Origin of the sequence: Marinobacter sp., from assembly GCF_040882185.1 — a bacterium.
In the GTDB taxonomy this organism is placed as follows: Bacteria; Pseudomonadota; Gammaproteobacteria; order Pseudomonadales; family Oleiphilaceae; genus Marinobacter.
In genome coordinates this window covers 26,018-47,544 of sequence record NZ_JBBEBW010000029.1, presented here as the reverse complement: position 1 = coordinate 47,544, position 21,527 = coordinate 26,018, and the positions used below count along the sequence as shown (strand labels likewise).

Here is a 21,527-nt window from a genome sequence, read left to right as displayed (position 1 = left end):
CCTCAGTTCAGAATACGAATGGGCGAGGTGCCATCATCCGTGTCACAGGCGTCGCCGCCAGCTTTTTTTCGATCAATGTACCCAACACGCTCCTGCTCCGGAATGTTGTGCAAGCCTTCATAGTGCAGCACGGCTTCCATGCAGATGGCGCGCTGCTCTGGAGAAATCGCCCGGCCGTCCGGCCATTTACCCAGTTCTATCGCTTTTTTCAGGCTCTGGTAGACCGCCGGATCCAGGCGCTCGATTAATTCATCGTAAGTCATCAAAATTTTCCTCAAAAGAGGTTGACAGATCTAAATGATAACGATTATCATTATTAAACCAAGTCGCAAAGGTCGTTTGCATTTGGTCTCTCTCATCAAGAGCTTTATGCTCTTTTTATACCCCGCCTTCTGGCGGGGTTTTTTTTGATAATGGCATCGCGACCGCCATCAGAAGACCTGCCAGAAAGCCGCCCAAGTGAGCCTCGTTAGCCATCCGTCCCATGCCCAGCCACTCCGGCAACGGCGTAAAGCCGATCAACATCCACACCACTGCGAATATCACCAGGGCCGGTGGAAACTGGAATCTGTGCACTCGTTGCTGACTAAGCCAACAGTAACCCAGTACCCCATATACGACGCCGGACAGGCCACCGAACAGCGGCCCGGAAATCATATACTGAAGACCATTGGAAGCCAGGCTGGTTACCAGAAAAAGCGCTATCAGCCGCCCTTTTCCGTCAAACCATTCAATCTGGCTTCCCAGAAACCAAAGCATCACCGAATTGAAAATGACATGTGGCCAGCTGAAATGCAGGAAGTCCGGGCTCACCAGGCGCCAGAATTGACCGGACGCCATGGTTTCCATAAAGGCGGTCATTCGCAGATCAAAACTGGCCCAGCCATATGCCCTGGGGTCCACAAACATCAGCCATGCCGTCAGTTCGCTCTGCCCAAGCCCCGTTACCCAAGCCATGATTGCAGCCAGTATTATGGCCGAAAGAACCAGCGGTGCATGCTTTGGTGAGGGTTGCCAGCGACCCGCTACGTGAACAGGAGAATGGCTGGCAGCATTAACCTCCGCTCGCAGTTCTGGTTGAGAAATAAACTGATCCAGGGCGGCCAGAACGGGCTCAGCCTCACCCGAATCCTCCAGCCAGAGCACCTGTTGACCTCCCTCCTCGGTGATCCGGTGAACGATATGATGCTGATTGAGCCACAAGCTAAAACCGGCTAAATCGATACTGCTCTCAATCTGTTTTACACGATACACCCACTTACCTCGCCACGCTGTCTTCCGACTGGAAGGTGCCCGCCTGCTCTGGCCGCTCCACATCCACCGAAACAAATTTGTCTTTCGACAGCACTTTTTCGCCGTCCATTCGGTACGCCACCAATTTGCCGTATTTTACGGCGCTGAAATCAATACAGGCCACATTTGACTTCAGTGGCGCAGGCTCTCCTTCCATCCAGTAATGACCTACAAATACCGGAGGCTCAGACTCGGGATAACTGAGTAATTGTTTTTTCTCCGCTTTGCTCAACGGGCGTTGGGCGATTTCGGGAGGCAACGGATCGGGCTGAAACACCACATCCGCATAGGTCTGAGGATCATCCGCCCAGAACCGAGTCCGGAAAAACTCACGTGTATAGCCATCGCTACCGGTAATCGAAAGCCCCTCCGGCAGACGCAGATCAGTACCCCTGAGAAGGTTATCCATGACCTGACCGGCGAAAGACTCAATGGCAGAGGAAGCATGGAGAAAGTCCTCATTAATACAGTTGCCGCCCTGAATCTGCTTGAATTTCTCGATCAGGTTTCTGTCCCAGCAGGCATGAACGGCTCGGAAATCCTCTTCCTCCAGAAACAGCGGAATAGTGTAGAACCATTCCAGAAATTCGTTCCATTCGTGTGGATAATGCTCAAACTGATCAAGGGTTTCCTTGATCAACCGGTCATGACGAGCGTTGTGCTCCCGCAGCCATTTGCGGCCGCTGCCCGGTCGGGCTCGGGTACAATACCCGAGCGCGTTGTATTCGTGGTTACCCATGACAATCTGGGCGAACCCATGATCTACCATATCCCGCACCATATGCAGCGCCTCACGGATGCGCGGCCCACGATCGATAATATCCCCGATAAACACGGCCTGGCGACGCGGGTGCTGATAAATACCGTTAACCTTACGGTATCCCATCTGATCCAGCAGGCGCGCAAGCGTGTTGGCACAGCCATGAATGTCGCCAATTATGTCAAAACCACGGGACGCTGATTTGTGAACAACCATCGTTAGCTCGCTGCTATTTCGCTGGCCCAGCCAAGTTTTTCACGGCAGGTGGCGTAAAAATTGTGATCCGTCGGATGAATCAGACGAATCTTGAACGGCTTTTTGGTGATCCGGATGACGTCACCGGGCGCACAGGAGATATCGGTTTGCCCGTCGAAACTTATCTGGGGGTAAGTCTCATTGGTGTCACCAATGACCAGTTTTATCTCGCTCTTACCGTCCACCACAATGGGGCGGCTGCTCAGGGTATGGGGAAACATGGGAACCAGGACGATAGCGTCCAGCTTGGGATGCATAATAGGGCCGCCCGCAGACAGCGAGTATGCCGTTGAACCTGTGGGGGTAGAGACAATCAGCCCATCAGAACGCTGGCTGTAAACAAAGTGACCGTCCACGTAGAGATCGAAGCCGATCATTCGGGTCGACTTGCCGGGGTGCAACACCACATCATTCAGCGCCGAACCGAACCCCAGAGGCTGACCGTTACGCTCCACATAGGCGTCAAGCAGGAAACGATGCTCTTCAATATACTCACCCTGCAACACTTTACCCAGGCGCTCTTCCATGTCGTGGGGAGAAACGTCGGTCAGGAACCCAAGGCGGCCGCGATTAACGCCCAACAACGGTATCTTTGATTTCGCCAGCTCCCTTGCGGCTCCCAACAAACTGCCATCACCGCCGACCACGATCACCAAGTCACAGATTTCACCCAGTATTTTCTTGCTGGCAACCTGTAAACCGTGCCCCGGCAACATGGCTGCGGTATCGGATTCCAGGATGACGTGGTAATTCTCGTTGACCAGATAGTTTCGGAGCTGGCGCAAGGATTCAACAACCTTAACGCTGCCCATTCGGCCAATCACGCCAATATTCCTGAATTGATCCATGGAAATTCCTGTAAATTAAGACTTTGATGTGCGTTATGGTCGCATCTTAACGAATTACGGGGTACTTCTGAAAACGATCATTGCAAGAAGTAAGGCGCGAAGAATGTTTTTTCACAATGAATCCGGTCAAGCCCATCTGCCAGAACACCAGCGGCGGCGATTCTGGCAGACGCCAGCAGTCCGGCATCTGGCGTGGCTATGCGAGGCACCTTCCCTGGTGGCTTGCGGTCCGGCGTTTTCGATAGCAGACCATTTGCCTGAGGACGTTCTGAAGCGGCTTCTGACACTTGATCAACACCCGGAGCCTTTGCTCGCGCACCTCGAAAACGGCTCCTCCCGGCGACTTGGGCACTATTTCGAAAGCCTGTACCACTACGCCCTGGCGTCTATTCTGGAGTGGCCGGTGGTGTTACGCAACACACCAATCAGGAACAGTGCCGGTCGTACTCTGGGAGAACTGGACTTTGTCGTGTGCAACCCTTTAACCGGCCAGTTGGAACATATCGAGGTGGCCGTAAAATTTTATCTCGGTTTTGTGGATCGCGGGGAGACGATGTGGTTCGGGCCGAATGCTCATGACCGTCTGGATCTCAAAACCCGTCGCATGATGGACCACCAATGCCGGATGACAGAGCGGGCGGAAACAAAAGCACTGCTAGGCAGCCGTGAGCTCGACAGTCCGATCACTCCGGCGATGGCGTTACCGGGCAACCTGTTTTACCCCATGTCCGGCCCCCAGGCGAGCGCACCGTGCTGGGCGAATGCCGATCATGAGAGGGGGTATTGGCTGCGTCACAGCGATCTGGCCAGTATTGATACTGATCATTGGATTCCTCTGCGAAAACCACACTGGCTTGGCCCCTGTCAAACCAGCACCGCACCGGAACCTGCCCTTGTAAAAGAAACCCTGGCTGCGGTTATCGAAACCAATCGGCCTCGGCTCTTTGCAAAGCTTGAGGCCAGGGCCGACGGACAGGGGTACGAGGAGACCGAACGTTATTTTGTAGTGCCAGAGATATGGCCCACGCCACCTCCGACGTAATCCTGGGGTAATTTAAACCGGTTGTGTCGCTGCTACCTGGTGCTCTTCACAACGGTCATCCTGACCGGGCACGAATTCGGAAGGCTGACTCACCCGCAGCAGCGGCTGGCCGCACGACTTTTTATTTTTCAGCTTGTGCAGGCAGACCGGCTTCTCATAATGGACCAGCCATTCCCGGTAGGCGGGCTCGTTGATGCCACATTTGTGGGCAGCATAGGCGACCGGATTTTCAAAATATCGCTCAATGTCGCCGTATGGCAACGTGATATGTCCAACGCCAGCGTGGTAGGCCACCAGGAACACGCTCTGCTCATGCAACTGCTTCATCAGAGATTCATCGGGGGGCTCCCGATGGCGCAGATCATGATTTTCCTGCTGCAGCAAGACGATCTTGTCGTTACTCATCTCCACTTCGCGCTGTTTACGCTCGAGCTGCTCCCGCAGAAGTACCGCCTCGGCATGGTTGGTCTGGCGATCGTGACTATTCTCACTACGGGAGCTCGATTCTGCCCCCAGCTTTTCCTGAATTGAGAGGTACTGTTCGTTCCTGTCAGCCAGCCGCTTTTTTAACTGTTCGTTAGAAAGCAGCTTGCGTTCATATTTTTGTTGCAGATCCGACATTTCACTGCGTAATTGCTGGATTTCCAGACGGTTGTCCCGCTGCAGATCCGTCAACGCATCCCGGTGAACACTTTGCAGGGTTTTTATACGCAGCCGCTGCTCCCGGATCATTCTCGCCAGACGGGTGCGCTGCAATCCGGCTTCCGGGTCCCCCAATATGGTGGCTGCCTTCACGAGCTCGGACCGAAGAATGGGAATATTTTCATCCGCTTCCGCGGTATCGGCCTGCTTCTGAAATTTCAGCGCGTTGGCTGCTGCGGCTTTCCTTACTGCCTGAAAATGGTTACTACCCGGGGTCATATCCGGGTCCCAGAGCTCATCCGAGGTGGCCGACGAAGGACACTGGCTGCGACAGACCAGCCGAATCGGGCCGGCACCGAGATCCGGACCTTTAGCGCCTTTTAACGCGAGCTTCTCGACCGGAACACTCCAGTGGCTATCCGCCCGACCCTCTTCATCAAAATAGAGGCGGAAAAATACCAGCGAGCGAATCAGCAAGTCTTTACCCATGAGCACGTACACAGCCCGTACGTCCGTGTCTGCAAGGTCGGACAGGCCCACGTAGCCATCCAGAAAAGCCCCGAATTCAGAGGCTCGCATCTGGCGGGCAACCTGAGCGCCGTCCATGAAAAACACTGCCGAGTATCCGTCAGTTGACTGATCGGCCGAAAACATTAATAACTCCCATCTGCTCATTCGCACCCGAAAATACGCCGGTGGGCGCTTAACCGCTACGAATATCCGCTACCTGCTGGACTTATTGTAGCCACAGTCAGTCAACCAGGCTGGATGAAAACTGCAAAGATTTGTGAGCATGGGAAAGCAGACAGAAAAGAGCCGACCCCGGCAGGTTGGCTTCAGCACAAACAATCCATTAGGGGCGCTACATCACAGCTCGGCAGCCAGGCGACTGCCCTGATTGATCGCTCTCTTGGCATCCAGCTCTGCGGCCACATCCGCTCCACCAATCAGGTGGACCGGCAAGCCTGACGCTTCCAGACCCTGCTGAAGTTCACGTAAAGGCTCCTGACCGGCGCAGATGATGATGCTATCCACCGGCAGGATTTTGTCTTCACCATGCTCAGCACCCTTGGGAGTAATAGTAACGTGCAGGCCTTCGTCATCAATGCGTCGATAGGTCACACCGGGTACCATTTTTACCTGACGGTGCTTGAGCGACGTCCGATGAATCCAGCCTGTGGTCTTACCCAGATCCTTACCCACCTTGGACGTCTTGCGCTGTAACAGGTAAACCTCCCGGGCAGGCTCCGGCAACTCCGGCGTCATACCCTTGATACCGCCCCGATGCTCCACGGTGAGATCCACACCCCACTCCCGCATGAAGTCACCGGTATCCAGGGCCGGTGACTTACCTTTATGCACAATAAACTCTGACACATCGAAGCCAATACCGCCGGCACCAATAACGGCCACCCGCCGGCCCACTGGCTTGCGACCAAGAATCGCGTCCAGGTAGCCCATCACGCTGGAATGATCAATACCCTCAATATCCGGTGTGCGAGGCGCCACGCCAGTGGCCAACACCACCTCATCAAAGCCACCTGCTTTAAGCTCCTCGACACCAACCCGGGTATTAAGCCGGACTTCTACTCCGTATTTGTCGAGCATGACCCGGTAATATCGCAAGGTTTCATAGAACTCTTCCTTACCGGGAATCTGTTTGGCGATATTAAACTGACCACCGATCTCCGCACCGGCATCGAACAGGGTCACCTTATGACCGCGCTCTGCCGCAACCGACGCGAAAGCCAGACCAGCGGGGCCCGCCCCAACGACGGCTAAAGATTTCGGCGATACTGTTTTGACGTAGGTCAGCTCGGTTTCATGACAGGCGCGAGGGTTCACCAAGCAGGACGTCAGCTTACCGCTGAAGGTATGGTCAAGACACGCCTGATTGCAGCCGATACAGGTATTGATTTCGTTCGACTTGTCGACCGCCGCCTTGTTTACAAGGTCCGCATCTGCCAGGAAAGGACGCGCCATGGAAACCATGTCTGCATCGCCTTCCGCGAGAATTTTCTCAGCTACTTCGGGCATATTGATCCGATTGGTAGTGACCAACGGAATGCTGACCTCGTTCTTCAGCCGGGCGGTGACCTTGGAGAAGGCTCCCCGCGGTACTGATGTCGCAATGGTAGGTACCCGGGCTTCGTGCCAGCCAATGCCGGTATTGATAATCGTCGCTCCGGCTTTTTCGATCGCCTTTGCCAGCACCACGACCTCCTCCCAAGTGCTGCCGTCTTCGATCAGATCAAGCATCGACAGCCGGTAAATAATGATGAAATCTGTGCCTACGCGCTCCCGCACCCGCCGGACAATCTCGATAGGCAAGCGAATCCGGTTTTCATAACTGCCACCCCAGGCATCCGTCCTGTGATTGGTGTGGGCTACGATAAACTGGTTAATGAAATAGCCCTCCGACCCCATCACCTCAACGCCGTCATAGCCAGCACGCTGGGCCAGTGCAGCACAGTCGACATAGGCCTGTATCTGCTTCTCGATACCAGCCTCATCAAGTTCATTAGGCTTGAAGGGATTGATCGGTGCCTGCACCGCTGAAGGTGCCACCAGCGCAGGATGATAAGCATAGCGTCCGGCATGGAGTATTTGCATGCAGATTGTGCCGTCAGCCTGATGGACAGCCTCGGTGATGATTTTATGCTTGTCGGATTCTTCCTCAGTGCTCATTTTGGCCGCGTGCTGGAAAACCGCCCCTTCCTCATTTGGACCGATACCGCCGGTAACAATCAGCCCTGCCCCACCCCGAGCCCGTTCGGCGTAAAAGGCAGCCAGTCGGTTAAAGCCATCTTTGGCTTCTTCCAAACCGGTGTGCATGGAGCCCATTAGCGTGCGGTTACGTAATTTGGTGAAACCCAGGTCCAGTGGCTCAAGAAGGTTTGGGTAATGTTTCAGGCCCGGTGTCGGCTCCGTAACTGTAGTGGCGGTCATACGGCTCTCCTCAGGATTCGCTGTTTCTTATTCGCCAGGGGTTACTTATCCTGACTCTGTGTTAAAAGGTCGCCCTAAATTAGTCTTCCTGCTTGCGGCACTCAATATCCTGAAATAACATTTTATACTCCTCAAATAACTTGTCAGACAGTATGGAACGTTTAAAGCCGGTTTCGCCTCACAACACTCTGGGGGACGTAAGTATACTTTACGTCTCGGTCATGGCGCGGGCCATTCAATACGAAGGCGCCGACCACACCGACCTATTCCGGCAATTCAGTCTGGACGACAAGCGCCTGGCCGCCCCGGATGCCACAATCAGCATTCCCCGGTTCATGCGTCTTGGGCAAGCCGCCATTGCACTGACCGGTAATCTGGCGCTGGGGCTGACAATGGGGCAACTGACCCGGCCAGTTGATGCGGGGCTCGCCGGGCTGGCGGCCCAGGCCGCCCCTAATGCTGGCCAGGGCCTCGTAAATCTGATCGACTACGCTCTACTGACCAGCCGAAACAGCCGTGGCCACCCAAGGTTGGATTTAAACACTGGCCGAGCGGACTTCTACTCCATTCGGCCTTATAACATTTTCAATTATTTTGTGGTGGATTCGGTACTGGCGGCCTGGACGCAGTTCCTGCGAACCGCCACCGGCTACCATTCTGTGCTAACTCGAGTGACCATCGAATACCCCTCTCAAGGAATGGATTCAGCGTTTGAAGAATGGTTCGGGTGCCCTGTTGTCTTTGGCGCCAACAGCAACTCTCTTTATCTGGTGCCTGGACTGACCTCAATGACCTGCAGTGGCGCCCAGTTGGCAATGCATAAAAAACTGACAGACCAATGCAGGGAGGCGCTGCGTAAGTTGCGCACTGGCTGGGGGGTAAAAGAGGCAGTAACCGAAAAGCTGGCGCCCTTGCTTGGGGGTGGCGCTGTGACTCTGGAGCGTGTAGCAGTGGAACTGGGTATTGCGCCTTGGACGTTACAACGGCAGTTAGCTTCTGAAAATACCGGTTTTCGGCAACTGGTCGATGCCACTCGCAGGAATCTGGCTGTGGATTATATCCGGGAAACCCGCTTGTCGCTGGCAGAGATAGCATGGCTACTGGGTTTTTCAAACCCCGCAGCTTTCCAGAAAGCCTACAAGAGGTGGTTCCAAGTTAGCCCCGGAGAGCATAGAAAACGCATCAGGGAAGGTGTTAACTTGTGAAGAGCGAACTACATTTCTATACCGTCGTCCAGGCCCTCATCGTCGTCAAAATCTTCCCACTGATATTCCACAAGATCGTCTTGATAGTCAGACATAGCATTATTCCCGATAAGTTAGCCTGATTGAGAATAAACGAATACTGTGACAGCACAATGACTGTTAACGAGAAGTAAGCAAACGGAAAAGGACGAATCAGAAAAAAAGGAAGGGCAAGGAAAAATGGCGGAGCGGACGGGACTCGAACCCGCGACCCCCGGCGTGACAGGCCGGTATTCTAACCAGCTGAACTACCGCTCCGCGCTGTGTTGTCTGACAGCCTCGTGAGACTGCGGGGTGACAACGAGGGCGCATTATAAAGAGGGCGGTCCTGATGTCAACGATTTTCGCAGATTCGTCGCCCCGGCACTGCAAATTCCTGCCTATGCTTCGGGTTACGGTTATTGAATGAAACTTTTCCGCACTAGTATGAAACGACAGCCGCTCAACAACGGAGATATTAAAGCATGCGAAGCCCTATATCCTATCGTACCAAGCCCCCTTCGCTCTGGAGGCTTTATGGCAAGGCACTGCTGTCTAAACGCAAGGTTGGCGACACTCGCGAGATTGTCATCCCCGAACTTGGCGCAAAGTTGGTGGGGGTAAGCAGCGGTGCGTCCCCTTTGACGCGCTACCAGGCTCTGTGTGGCTTTTCCTCAAGTGGTTTTCTGCCAATACCCTGGCCCCACCTGTTGGCGTTTCCTCTGCACCTCCATCTGCTGACCGAAAGTGCTTTCCCGCTGCCACTACTGGGGCTGGTGCACTTACGAAACCGTATAACCCATCACCGGCCCATCAACGTCGGCGAACCGCTTGATATTTCAGTCATGCTTTCGGGACAGGTGGAAACTGCCCGGGGGCTTGAGTTCGATCTGGTGACAGAAGTGTCCTCCGCAGGCGAGATGGTCTGGGAAGAAACCAGCACAAACCTGCACAGAGTTTCCAGTCACAGCAGCTGCCCTGACACTTCACCTGACAAGGCAAAGGCTAAGCGACCACCACTGGAAATATTCGAGCGTAGCCTACCGGTTACCGCTGCCGAATCTATCGGACGGCGTTACGGCAAACTCTCCGGCGATTTCAACCCAATTCACATGCACGCACTCGCCGCGAAAACCTTTGGTTTCCCCCGAGCCATTGCCCACGGTATGTGGAGTATGGCCCGCTGTCTGGCATTACTGGAGAACCACGGAAATACGCAAAGCGGACCGGTAACGGTGACCTGCGATTTCAAGAAGCCGTTATTCCTGCCTGGCGAGGCCCAATTGAACTGGCAGCACAACGGCAATACGCTGAGCTATCAATTATTGAATGATCGTGGCGATCTTCCGCATCTTGGCGGTGTAATCACTTTCGACTGATTGTCGGTTGATTTTAACAGCCCCTCAGGAACAAGGCTCAGGCCGGTTGGGGCTGACTAACGACTGGAAGCGTAAAAAAGAATCGTGCACCACTGTGCTGGGGGCGCTCGTAGCCGATATCTCCTCCTTGGGCGTGAATCAGTGACTGGCAGAGTGCAAGCCCGATGCCCATGCCTTCTTCCTTGGTGGTGTAGAACGGCAGGAACAGCTTGTGCTCATCCTCTTCAGTAACCCCCTTGCCATGGTCCGTCACGGTGATCCTGACGCACTCAGGACCTCTGCGCTCGGCCACAACTTCCACCGGTGCCCTACTGCCAGCACTGCGTGTCGACTCTAACGCATTGCGAATCAGATTCAGGGCCACCTGCTGCACCTGGACCGGATCTGCCATAACGTCGGGCACATCTTCTCCCACATAGACCTCAACACCACCGTCATTGTTGCGGGCGTCGACTTCCGCAAACTGGCGAGTTTCATCAAGCAGAGACGACAGCGACAGGACCTCCTTGCCAACAGCGGGTTTTTTCACAAACCCCCTTATCCGGCGTATGACTTCGCTGGCACGATGAGATTGGGCTTCAATCTTGCCAAGGGTTTCTTCCATGAGGTCTTTGTCCAGCGGCTCGTCAACGATCAATCGCAAGGCCACCCGGGCATAATTGGTAATGGCCGTCAGGGGCTGGTTTACTTCGTGGGCAAAGCCAGCAGCCATCTCCCCCATGGTAGACATTCGCGACGCATGTGCGAGCTGATCACGCTGGGCCTGAACTACTGAGCGGGCCTCCTCCAGCGCGTTTTCATTTTCAAGTTCCGTGGTGATATCCCGAAACACCACCACTGCCCCACGGAGCCGGTCGCCATCAAGTTTGGGGGTCGAGCGGTATTCTGCAGGAAAACAGGAGCCGTCCAGCCGACGCATCACAATGGCTCGTTGATGCTCCGGTATACCCTGCTTGCAGGTTGCCTGGACCGGACGTCCCAACTGCTCCATCGTATTGCAGGGTATGTCCTTGCCATCGAAATGCAGCTCGAAAAAGTTGCGACCAATCAGTTCCGCTGCGGTACAGCCCGCAGTCATCGCCGCCGCGGGGTTGGCAAAAATGATATCTCCAGCTTCGTTAAGACCGTAGATGCCCTCACTGATCGCGTTCAGTATCCGGCTCTGGTCACTTTCCAGTTGCCGGTTCCGAGCATGCAGTTCACGCTCGAGGCGAATCACCTGGGCGTGGGTTTTTACCCGGGCAATAACTTCCTGGGCCTGGAACGGCTTGGAGATATAATCGGCCCCACCAAGAGCAAACCCCCTGACCTTGGCGTCAACGTCGTCAAGAGCTGACAGGAATACGATAGCACTATCGGCAGTGGCACGGTGGCCTTTGAGGTATTGGCAGACTTCGTAGCCATCCATCTCCGGCATCATGATGTCCAGAAGGATGACTTCAGGCTGGTGGCGGCGGGCGAGTGCAATGGCCTTTTCACCATCGTTGGCGATCAACAGGCGATAACCCCGGTCTTTCAGGGTTTCGTAGAGTACTTTCAGATTCTGGGCATTATCATCCACCAGAAGTACTGTCGCTTCTGTCACTCCGTCAACGTTCTCAGTCATAAAGCTTTGCCCGGTTCAAAAGATACCCGAATCTTGACGCTCAATTTACCTCGCGTCGATACGGTCCTTTACGGACAAGATCATACGGACCAGATGTGCAAGTGAATGAGTGCCCATCTTGTGCATCACCCGGGACCGGTGGATTTCTACCGTGCGCTGGCTGATTTCAAGCTCTATGGCAATGACCTTGTTGGCCTGGCCAGCAATCATCCGGTCCATGATTTCGGTTTCCCGGGGCGTCAGTGTTTTTACACGACGCAGGATTTCCTGCTCTTCACCCAGTGTTTTACGCTGTTCCCGGTCCTGCTCCAGGGCAGATTCGATCTTTTCCAGCAGTGCGCCCTCGCGATAGGGCTTCTGGATAAAGTCGACCGCGCCCTCTTTCATGGCATCGACCGCCAACGGAACGTCACCATGGCCAGTCACGAATATAATCGGCAGGATTGAGTGGCGATCATTGAGCTTTTTCTGCAGCTCCATACCGTCCATACCCGGCATGCGGATGTCCAGAACGATACAGCCCGCCATAGTCTCGGAATAATCACTGAGGAAGGCGTTGGCCGTGCTGTAGGGCTTGACGGATTTCTTTGCGGATTTCAGCAACAGTTCCAGTGAGTCCCTTACTGCTTCATCGTCTTCCACCACATAGACGGTCTGATCAATATCGCTCATGTGCATTCTCTCTATTGGCATCCCATGACTGTTTAAACATCATGGTTTTTGTTAGCTATCTGTTTCCAGTGCCGTCATTTGTCAGAACCCGGCGTGTGGCCCGAGACAATAGCGGGCGCAACGGTGGCCGGATCAACCCGAACGTCGTACCAATTAATTCGCCAGTCCAGGTGAGGCCCGGTTGAACGACCGGTACTGCCCACCCGTGCCACCACATCGCCCTGCTCGACCCGCTGGCCAGACTCCACTTCAAAACTATCCAGATGCAAAAAGGTGGAGCTTACGCCGTATCCGTGGTCAATAATGAGGGTTCCGCCGGAATAGAACAAATCCGGTTCTGCCATTGTGACAATACCGTCGGCTGGAGCGATCACTGGTGAACCTTTGGGCGCCGCGATATCAATGCCGTAATGGGGCGACCGCGGCTCACCGTTGTACACCCGCTGGCTTCCATAAACGCCGCTGATACGCCCCTCTGCTGGCCAGACAAATCCACGCAGGAAACCGGTCAGGTCTGAGTCCGTACCCCGAACCTCCCGCACCTGCGCAGCCTCGCGACGAATGCGATCAAGATGGTTCGCTGACGGTGTCACCGTACGGGAAGGTACGCCATTTATTCGTTGAATATCATAATCCCGCTGGCCAAGCGTTAGCGCGCGCACCTGTTCCTGGCCATTCGACGTCACAACCCGCAACTGCTGTTGCTGTTTGGCTTCACGGCCGAACCCCACCACAAACTCCCCGTTCGCTGTTACTCGAACGGACCGATCATTGAGCCAGATCCGGCTGCCGGGGTCGGCGTTGCCGAACAGCAAACCGCCCTGGACCGGATTACCCTGCAGCTCCAGCGCCAGCGCGGGCCAACTCAGAAGCACCCCGGCAACCAGCCCAAATATTGAAAGCTTAGTGAATAGAGGGGTCTTTGTCGCTGTGCCCATGTTCCTCACGCTCCCGCTCCCGCATTTTATCCAATCGCTGCTGAATCGCCCCGAACACACTTTGCTTCGGATAGCGGCCGTTCTCATCCATCTTGCCTGCCGGTTTCCCCAAGAGCAGGGTAATGGCCTCTTCTGCAGTGCTTACGCTGTAAACTGCAAACTGCCCGCCCCGCACCGCCTCTACGAGCTCATTTTCCAGCATCAGATTCTGCACATTGGTATGAGGAACAATAACCCCCTGGGTACCTGTCATACCGGTCAAACGGCAGGTTTCAAAGAAACCTTCGATTTTCTCATTGGCCCCACCAATCGGCTGTACTTCACCGAACTGATTCACGGAACCGGTGATCGCAAGATCCTGCCGCACCGCATACCCCGACAACGCCGAGACCAGGGCACAGAGCTCTGCAAGGGATGCACTGTCGCCATCAACTTCGCCATAATTCTGTTCGAAGGTCAGACTGGCGGACAGGTGCATTGGCTCGGTGGCGGCGAAATGGGAAGACAACCAGGAAGTCAGGATCATTACACCTTTGGAGTGGATGTTTCCGCCCAGCTTGACGTCACGTTCAATATCGATGACATCACCGTCACCATAGTAGCAATTGGCAGTAATACGGTTGGACAGACCGAACTCAAATCCGCCAGTGGACAAAACCGATAGCGCGTTAACCTGACCCACTCGCTCTCCGGTGGTGGTCACCAGAGTGGTGCCATCCCGGATCGAGTCATAAAACTGGTCGCGGATACGGCTACTGCGATACCGGGCACTGGTCAGGGCCTGTTCCACATGGGAAGCCTGTATCAGCTTGGCGCCAGCCTGGCGGGCCCAATAGTCGGATTCTCGAAGCAGGTTCGCTATATCCGCCGCATGCAGGGACAGCCGATCCTGGTGTTCCGCCATGCGGGAACTGTGCTCGATGACTCGTGCCACCGCCTTCTGATGACAGTGAAGTAGTTTCTTTTCGATCACCAGACTGGCAATAAACTTGGCATAGAGGAGTTGGCTTTCCGAGGTGCGCATCATTTCATTTTCAAAATCAGCGGTAACGCGAAAGAGCTCGGCAAACTCAGGATCGTACTCCTGCAGCAGCATCCAGGTTTCCCGGTCCCCGAACAGCACCAATTTTACATCCAGCGGAATCGATTCGGGTTCCAGCGAGATGGTCCCCGAAAGTGTCAGCTCGCGCTCGAGGGAGTTGATCTGGATACTTCGGGAGCGCAGAGCACGCTTCAGCCCGTCCCACACAAACGGTTGTTCCAGTACCTTAATGGCATCCATCAGCAGATAACCACCGTTAGCCTTGTGCAGGCTACCCGGACGAATCAACGAAAAATCAGTGAATACCGTGCCCTTGTAGGTGACGTTCTCAACATACCCAAACAGGTTGTGATAGGTGGGATTATCCTCCACGACCATGGGTACTTCGTGGTTTTTATGATTGACCATCAGATTGATCTGGTAACGACGGGGCATTTTCTTGTCGAGCGAGGCATAGGCAATGGCAGCCTGCTCCTCGTTGTCTTCCAGAAATATCTCAAGGCTGTCTTCGAGATCTTTTCTGACCGCCTCAAAATGGGCCGTCACATCGGGCTCAGCCTGATATTTTGTAATTAGCTCATCAATCTGATGGCCAGCGATGCTTTCCAGGGTTTCCTGATTAAGCGCCTGCTGTTTATCAACATACTCCTGTTCCCACTCCGCCAGTTTTCTCAGTGCCTGCCTGAGTTTCTTTTCGAGCTTGTCGATAATTTCCTCAAACTTGTCTCGCTGTTCCTGGGTCAGTTTTTTGAACGTCTCGACGGTGTGAGGCTCTTCACCGCTCATCGCGACCAACCGATAACCGCCAGGAGTCGTTACAGTCAGGCTGACTTTTTTGCGTCGCGCCTGGGACGCCACTTTCTCAAGCTCATCTTCCTGTTTTTTACCATATTCGTTCTTGAGCTGTTCGGCACGTTCGAGAAAACTATCGCTATCGAACGTTTGAGGAATCACCTTCATCAGGCGGCTCATCAGACGGTCCATATCCTGCTTCAGGGCGTGACCCATACCGGCAGGCAAGCGCAGGATTTTCGGCACCCGCGGCTCTTCGAAATTGGCGACGTAACACCAGTCATGGCTTTTATGTTCGGTGTCGGCATGGTGCTCAAGATAACGCAGCATCATGGTTCGCTTGCCAAGGCCGTTACGACCTACCGCATAAACGTTGTAGCCGCCGTGAGGCATCGCCAGCGCAAATCGCACCGCTTCCTGGGCACGATTCTGGCCAACGATTTCAGCCAGAGGTTTGAGCTGGCGGGTTGTCTTGAACGGAAAATCTTTGAGAACACAGGCTTTATACAGCTGATTCAGGGACAGTGACTTCAAGGTTCGGTCCTGTAACGGTGAGAACATGGCACGGATAAAGGGCACGGATTGAAACCGAGCGACTCTGGCCGGTCATTGTAGAACCTGTCACCCGCCCTGTCGCCATGTCGGCTCAAGTTTTGCAGTAAATGGTCGTTAGCTATACTGGATGATAGCGGGCCGATAACAAGCTAGCGGCCAGAAACGCGAGGGTTAACAACGCCTATGGATATTTTCCGTACTCACACCGTGCCTTTGACATCATTGGACAAACCGAAGTCCGGTAATAATCAACGCACACCGGATGCCAAAAGCATCCAGCCACCGCCGCGCAAGCGTGACAGCGACCGCCGTTTCCAGCCAGATCGTCGGCGACGCCAGGAAGCATTTGACGGAGCTGATCGTCGCAAGCGCAGAACCCGACGGAGCCCGGGCCTGCTCCACCCCCGAACAGCTGAAGCCGCGCCTCTTGAAGATCGCCGTGGCCGGTTGGTGAGCACCAAAGCCTGATCAGCGCGACCTGACTTTTGACATTATACCAAGCAAAATTAACTGAATTTGGTTGTTATTATTTCAAAAACGTTGAAAATTAAGCAATTTAGATTTCAGATTGGTTCAATAACCCAAGGAGCTACCCATGTCTGGCGCGCTAAGCCATCTTCGAGTTCTGGATCTTTCCCGGGTGCTCGCTGGCCCGTGGGCGGGGCAGGTATTGGCAGACTTTGGCGCTGAAGTCATTAAAGTTGAGCGTCCGGGTAGCGGAGACGAAACGCGATCATGGGGGCCCCCTTACCTCAAGGGTGCGGATGGCAGAGATACCACCGAGTCAGCCTATTACCTCTGTGCAAACCGCAACAAAAAGTCGATGACAATCGATATCACCAAACCGGAAGGCCAGGCGCTGGTCCGGAAACTGGTCATGCAGAGTGATGTCGTTCTTGAAAACTTCAAGGTGGGCGCCCTCAAACGATATGGGCTCGACTATAAGTCACTGTCGGCGCTTAACCCGAAACTGATCTACTGTTCCATAACCGGCTTCGGCCAGGATGGCCCCTACGCCAACCGTCCAGGCTATGACTTTCTCATACAGGGAATGGGCGGTCTGATGAGCCTTACGGGACGCGCTGATGGCGAGCCTGGCGAGGGGCCAGCGAAGGTTGGGGTCGCCCTGACCGACATTACAACCGGGCTTTACGCTGTCATTGCGATCCTGGCGGCGCTCGCCCACAGGAACCTTACCGGTGAAGGCCAACACATCGATGTAGCCCTGCTTGACGTTCAGGTAGCATCCCTTGCCAACCAGGCCATGAACTACCTGGCGACCGGAACCCCTCCCAAACGTATGGGTAACGCGCATCCGAACATCGTGCCTTATCAGGACTTCCCTACCGCAGACGGCGACATCGTGCTGACGGTAGGCAACGACAATCAGTTTATCCGCTTCTGCGAAGCGGCGGGCAAACATGAGTGGACGCAGGACGAACGGTTTAAAACCAACGCGGCCCGGGTCAAGCATCGTGACATCCTCGTCCCCCTGATACGTCAGACTACGGTGATGCGCACAACAGACGAATGGCTGACTCTGCTAGAGCGCGCGGATGTGCCCGGAGGCCCGATCAACAACCTGAAGCAGGTCTTTGATGACCCCCAGGTGCAGTCACGGGGAATGCAGGTTAACTTGCCACATCCGTTGGCCGGTAGCGTCCCACTGGTGGGCAATCCCCTCCGCCTGTCTGACACGCCAGTGACGTATCGCAACGCACCCCCCACTTTAGGCCAGGACACGGCGGAAATTCTCGCTAACCTTCTGATGCTGCCGGACAGCGAAATTGAAAATTTAAAGACGACTAAGGTCGTTTGACTCGAACTCAAGGGCAGTGCTAGCTTTAGGGAGTCCTAACAACATCAACAATAACGTCTGCCGCCAATAATGTGGGGCGCCACCGGGCGCCAAACAGGGGCGCAGCAAAGTAGGAGATTCACTTATGCGATTTCTTCCAGTCGCACTCGCCGCTTCCCTCATCATCGCTGCACCCATGAGCATCGCCCAGGAACGTCTTTCCATCGCGACCGGGGGTACTGGTGGAGTCTATTATCCTTATGGCGGCGGCTTGGCAGAGCTGATCAATAACCACGTCGAAGGTTACACCGCCGTTGCAGAGGTGACGGGTGCCTCCGTTGAGAACATGGCGTTGATCCACAGGGGCGATTCTGACTTTGCCCTCGTCCTGGCCGACACCGCGTATCAGGCGTATACCGGAACGGCTGCATTTGAAGGTCGTAAAGTTGAGAACACGCGCGCGCTGGGTTCCATCTATCCTAATGCGGTGCAACTGGTGACCCTGGCTGAGTCGGGAATCACTTCGCTGCAGGACCTGAAAGGCAAGAAGGTTTCAGTAGGCGCTCCCGGCAGTGGCACCGAGCTCAATGCCAAGGCGATAATAGAAGCCAACGGTCTCTCCTACGACGACATGGAAACCTTCAGATTCAACTTCAACGAAACTGCGGACGCCCTACGTGACGGCGATATCGATGCGGGTTTCTGGAGCGTCGGGCCCCCTACCAGTTCCATCCTGAACCTGGCGGCCACCCGTGACATTAGCTTGATCGGCTTCAGCGATGAAGAAATAGCCAATGCCCAGGAAAACGAGCCGGTCTTTGCAAAATACGAGTTACGCAAAGATATGTACGAAGGTATGGACGAGCCGGTCCAGACGATCAGTATTCCCAACGTGCTTGTGGTGAACGCGGACATGTCCGACGATCTCGCTTACCAGGTCACTAAAGTGCTTTTCGAACGCACGGAAGACCTGATCGCTATCCACCCCGCCGCCAACGACACAACGGTGGAATTCAGCCTCAACTCCACGCCGGTTCCGCTTCACCCAGGTGCGATCCGCTATTACGAGGAAGTCGACGCTGACATTCCCGACAAGATTCGTCCCTGAACTTCGCCATGGCGCGAGTGCTACCTAAACGCAACTCATTCCAAGTGTCACCCGTAACGAGGGGGCGAGCGTCACTGCCCGCCCTGTTTTTTTTCCTAAGCATCATGATGTCGGTAACAGGCACTGCCAAGTCGGCTGTCGACTCCAGCTCTGCGCAACCAGCCGACACATCGACTTCTACCCGATTGGAAGTGATATCAGCCAAAGGCGTGGCGTTGGTGGATATTCCGCTCAGACCCGGTGAGCGCTGGTGCCTGGCCTGGAATCACTCAGTCACAGGCATTCAGGTGCTGGACTGCTACCGCTTTCACGAGGGCCGGATGATGCTCGAGCGGAGCCACCAACCGGACTTTGCTGCTGGCCTGGGGCACATACCAGGACGGGGCGTACAGGTATCAGATGGTGAGGGCGGCTACTGGATCGAAGATATCGACGAGCCGGTGCCCGGCAACCGCTATTTATTGCGAGTCGGTTCAAAAGACGTGAACCATCGAATTGTATGGCACGACAAGGTGACCAGCTTGAGTGCCTCGGTTGCCGGTGAGCGGGTAACGATCCAGCTAAGCTCGAACTCCAAGTAGCCTCCTGACGAGATTTCCATGAACGAGACCACACATCCACCCGTCGACTCTGCCAAGCCCAACCCAGTACAGCCTCGTCCAGTGCTCTGGCTAATTACACTTGTCGCGGTGACTTTATCTCTGTTTCAGCTCTACTCTGCAGGCATTGAGCCACTCGGTCTGTTCTATCAGCGCAGTATCCACCTGGCGCTGATCATGATGCTGGCGATCTTGATGTTCCCTGTCCTGGGCCCCAATCGTAAACGCGGCTTTTTTAGCTGGATTATCGATGTCGCATTTCTTAGTGGCGCCTTTCTGACCGGCTTCTACATAACTTTCTATCTCGATGAAATCATCAACCGCGCAGGCTTCTGGAATGACACAGACATCCTCGTGGGTTCTATTGCAATGGTCACAGTGCTTGAGGCCAGCCGTCGCGCAGTGGGGCTGGGCATGACCATTATTGGCGTGCTGGCGTTCCTCTATGCCTTCGCCGGCCCACGCGGCGACCTGCCCTGGCTTGCGGATTGGATGCCGGGAATCATGTCCCATCGGGGCTACAATCTGGATCGTGTAATCGGCCAACTCTACCTGGGACAGGAAGGTTTGTTCGGGTTGCCCCTCGGCGTGGCGGCCACTTATATCTTCGTTTTCGTGCTATTCGGCGCCTTCCTGGAATGTACCGGTGCCGGGCGCTTTTTCATCGATCTGGCCTACGCCGCCACTGGACGCCAGCGTGGCGGCCCGGCCAAGGCCGCGGTGCTCGCGTCCGCTGGCATGGGGTCGATTTCGGGTAGCGCTATCGCCAACGTGGTGACCACGGGTGCCTTTACCATTCCACTGATGAAACGTCTTGGCTACAGTCCACGCCAGGCAGGAGGGATTGAAGCCGCCGCCAGTACCGGCGGGCAGATCACGCCGCCGCTGATGGGAGCTGGCGCCTTCCTGATCGCCGAGTTCACGGGTTTGCCTTACCTGGAAATAGTCAAGGTCAGCATCCTGCCGGCCATCATGTATTTCGCCACGGTCTACCTGTTCGTTCATATCATCGCGCTGAAGCAGGGCATGCAAGGCATGGCCCGATCGGAACTGCCGCAGATGCGACAGGTGATGCAGGACGGCTGGCACTTCCTGTTGCCTCTGGGGATTCTGGTCTACCTGCTGATGATCAACATGTCCCCCATGCGCGTGGGCTTTTACGCCATTATCACGATCGTGTTAGTGGCGATTCTGCGCTACGCCGTATGGTTTTTGTTTATCGCTCCCCGCCAGGGCCAGAAAGTCACCGCCGATGCCATTAAGGTCGTGGCCAGGGCGGGCCTCACCAAGCTTATCGAAGGGCTTGAGTTGGGGGCGCGTAACGCGGTAGCGGTCAGCATGGCGTGTGCCGTTGCCGGCCTTATCGTGGGAGTGGTCGGCCTGACCGGGCTGGGCCTGAAATTCTCGGCCATGATGATGGCCTTCTCCGGCGGCAACATTTTGCTGGCTCTACTAATGGTATTGCTGGCGAGCCTGGTTCTTGGCATGGGACTGCCGGTGACGGCCAGCTATATCGTATTGATCGTGCTGGTCGGCCCCGCGTTGTCCGCGGAGTTCGGCATCCCGCTGCTGATCGCCCATTTGGTCGTTTTCTGGTATTCGCAGGATTCCAATGTAACACCCCCCATAGCCCTCGCTGCGTTTGCCGGGGCAGCGATCTCCGGGAGCAAACCCATGGAAACCAGCTTTCAAGCCTGGAAATTCGCCAAGGGTTTGTACCTGGTCCCATTGTTCATGGTGTTTAACCCTGAAATTATCATGGGCGGACCGGTACCACTGGTTATCTGGAACGGATTCATTGCCATCGCCGCGTTAATGGCGTTTGCGGCTGCGCTGGAAGGGTATCTGTTCGTGCGGATATCGCTGATTCCCCGGCTGTTGATCGCCGCCGGTGCGGCTGCTGTGTTCTATCCCAACCTGATGAGCGAGATCGCTGGCCTCGCGACAATCACTATATTCCTCGGCGCAAACTGGATCGCCAGCCGACGAACGTCGCAGCATGGAGAGGTAGCGGGATAGGCGTTCG

The 21,527-nt window shown here is 55.1% G+C and carries 18 protein-coding genes and 1 tRNA gene; 8 read left to right on the top strand and 11 right to left on the bottom strand.

Translation table 11 applies throughout. From position 1 onward, the window contains the following. Nucleotides 1-2 precede the first annotated feature (2 nt). The 4 genes from WEB64_RS14535 to WEB64_RS14520 all read right to left on the bottom strand — a co-directional run bounded on the left by WEB64_RS14535 (nt 3) and on the right by WEB64_RS14520 (nt 3,156). Nucleotides 3-263: a YeaC family protein gene (locus WEB64_RS14535; RefSeq protein ID WP_368061181.1), complete on the bottom strand. Its 261-nt coding sequence runs from the start codon at nt 261-263 to the stop codon at nt 3-5. A 115-nt stretch (nt 264-378) separates the two neighbouring features. Beyond that, nucleotides 379-1,254 (bottom strand): rhomboid family intramembrane serine protease, encoded by an 876-nt coding sequence (locus WEB64_RS14530; protein WP_368061182.1) that lies wholly within the window; start codon nt 1,252-1,254, stop codon nt 379-381. A 4-nt stretch (nt 1,255-1,258) separates the two neighbouring features. Beyond that, the gene (locus WEB64_RS14525) at nt 1,259-2,269 is read right to left on the bottom strand and encodes a metallophosphoesterase (protein ID WP_368061183.1); all 1,011 of its coding nucleotides are present in this window, start codon (nt 2,267-2,269) and stop codon (nt 1,259-1,261) included. 2 nt (nt 2,270-2,271) lie between these two features. Next, nucleotides 2,272-3,156 (bottom strand): NAD(+) kinase, encoded by an 885-nt coding sequence (locus WEB64_RS14520; RefSeq protein WP_368061184.1) that lies wholly within the window; start codon nt 3,154-3,156, stop codon nt 2,272-2,274. A 103-nt stretch (nt 3,157-3,259) separates the two neighbouring features. On the opposite strand from WEB64_RS14520, the gene WEB64_RS14515 reads away from it, so the two are divergent. Then, nucleotides 3,260-4,198 carry a DUF1853 family protein gene (locus WEB64_RS14515; protein WP_368061185.1) on the top strand — a complete coding sequence of 313 codons (939 nt, stop codon included), beginning with the start codon at nt 3,260-3,262 and terminating at the stop codon, nt 4,196-4,198. 12 nt (nt 4,199-4,210) lie between these two features. Here the strand turns inward: WEB64_RS14515 and WEB64_RS14510 are convergent, their stop codons facing one another. Continuing rightward, nucleotides 4,211-5,494 (bottom strand): DNA repair protein, encoded by a 1,284-nt coding sequence (locus tag WEB64_RS14510; RefSeq protein WP_368061186.1) that lies wholly within the window; start codon nt 5,492-5,494, stop codon nt 4,211-4,213. Between the two features lie 213 nt (nt 5,495-5,707). Further along, a complete protein-coding gene (locus tag WEB64_RS14505) occupies nt 5,708-7,789 on the bottom strand; it encodes an FAD-dependent oxidoreductase (protein ID WP_368061187.1) in 2,082 nt (693 codons plus the stop codon). A gap of 152 nt (nt 7,790-7,941) precedes the next feature. On the opposite strand from WEB64_RS14505, the gene WEB64_RS14500 reads away from it, so the two are divergent. Next, complete coding sequence (locus tag WEB64_RS14500) at nt 7,942-8,994, top strand: AraC family transcriptional regulator ligand-binding domain-containing protein (RefSeq protein WP_368061188.1); 1,053 nt, start codon at nt 7,942-7,944, stop codon at nt 8,992-8,994. Between the two features lie 220 nt (nt 8,995-9,214). Here WEB64_RS14500 and WEB64_RS14495 read toward each other — a convergent pair. Then, nucleotides 9,215-9,291, bottom strand: a tRNA-Asp gene (locus WEB64_RS14495). A gap of 206 nt (nt 9,292-9,497) precedes the next feature. Here WEB64_RS14495 and WEB64_RS14490 point away from each other — a divergent pair. Then, nucleotides 9,498-10,391, top strand: coding sequence for a MaoC family dehydratase (locus WEB64_RS14490; protein ID WP_368061020.1), 894 nt, complete (start codon nt 9,498-9,500; stop codon nt 10,389-10,391). 37 nt (nt 10,392-10,428) lie between these two features. Here the strand turns inward: WEB64_RS14490 and WEB64_RS14485 are convergent, their stop codons facing one another. The 4 genes from WEB64_RS14485 to WEB64_RS14470 form a co-directional block, all read right to left on the bottom strand. Next, nucleotides 10,429-11,997, bottom strand: a complete 1,569-nt coding sequence (locus WEB64_RS14485) for a response regulator (protein ID WP_368061021.1) — start codon at nt 11,995-11,997, stop codon at nt 10,429-10,431. A gap of 45 nt (nt 11,998-12,042) precedes the next feature. Continuing rightward, nucleotides 12,043-12,669, bottom strand: coding sequence for a response regulator FixJ (fixJ, locus tag WEB64_RS14480; protein WP_368061022.1), 627 nt, complete (start codon nt 12,667-12,669; stop codon nt 12,043-12,045). A gap of 74 nt (nt 12,670-12,743) precedes the next feature. Then, complete coding sequence (locus WEB64_RS14475; protein WP_368061023.1) at nt 12,744-13,607, bottom strand: M23 family metallopeptidase; 864 nt, start codon at nt 13,605-13,607, stop codon at nt 12,744-12,746. Then, nucleotides 13,573-15,975: a Lon protease family protein gene (locus tag WEB64_RS14470; RefSeq protein WP_368061024.1), complete on the bottom strand. Its 2,403-nt coding sequence runs from the start codon at nt 15,973-15,975 to the stop codon at nt 13,573-13,575. The genes WEB64_RS14475 and WEB64_RS14470 overlap by 35 nt, the downstream gene beginning before the upstream one ends. 204 nt (nt 15,976-16,179) lie before the next feature. Between WEB64_RS14470 and WEB64_RS14465 the strand changes: the two genes are divergently transcribed. From WEB64_RS14465 to WEB64_RS14445, 5 genes are all read left to right on the top strand, one after another. Continuing rightward, nucleotides 16,180-16,464: a hypothetical protein gene (locus WEB64_RS14465; protein WP_368061025.1), complete on the top strand. Its 285-nt coding sequence runs from the start codon at nt 16,180-16,182 to the stop codon at nt 16,462-16,464. Nucleotides 16,465-16,591: 127 nt separating this feature from the next. After that, nucleotides 16,592-17,815 (top strand): CaiB/BaiF CoA transferase family protein, encoded by a 1,224-nt coding sequence (locus tag WEB64_RS14460; RefSeq protein WP_368061026.1) that lies wholly within the window; start codon nt 16,592-16,594, stop codon nt 17,813-17,815. Nucleotides 17,816-17,939: 124 nt separating this feature from the next. Then, the gene (locus WEB64_RS14455; protein WP_368061027.1) at nt 17,940-18,902 is read left to right on the top strand and encodes a TAXI family TRAP transporter solute-binding subunit; all 963 of its coding nucleotides are present in this window, start codon (nt 17,940-17,942) and stop codon (nt 18,900-18,902) included. A 104-nt stretch (nt 18,903-19,006) separates the two neighbouring features. Beyond that, on the top strand, nt 19,007-19,483 hold the full coding sequence (locus WEB64_RS14450; RefSeq protein ID WP_368061028.1) for a DUF1850 domain-containing protein: 477 nt from the start codon (nt 19,007-19,009) through the stop codon (nt 19,481-19,483). An 18-nt stretch (nt 19,484-19,501) separates the two neighbouring features. Then, nucleotides 19,502-21,520, top strand: coding sequence for a TRAP transporter permease (locus WEB64_RS14445; protein ID WP_368061029.1), 2,019 nt, complete (start codon nt 19,502-19,504; stop codon nt 21,518-21,520). Nucleotides 21,521-21,527: the final 7 nt, after the last annotated feature.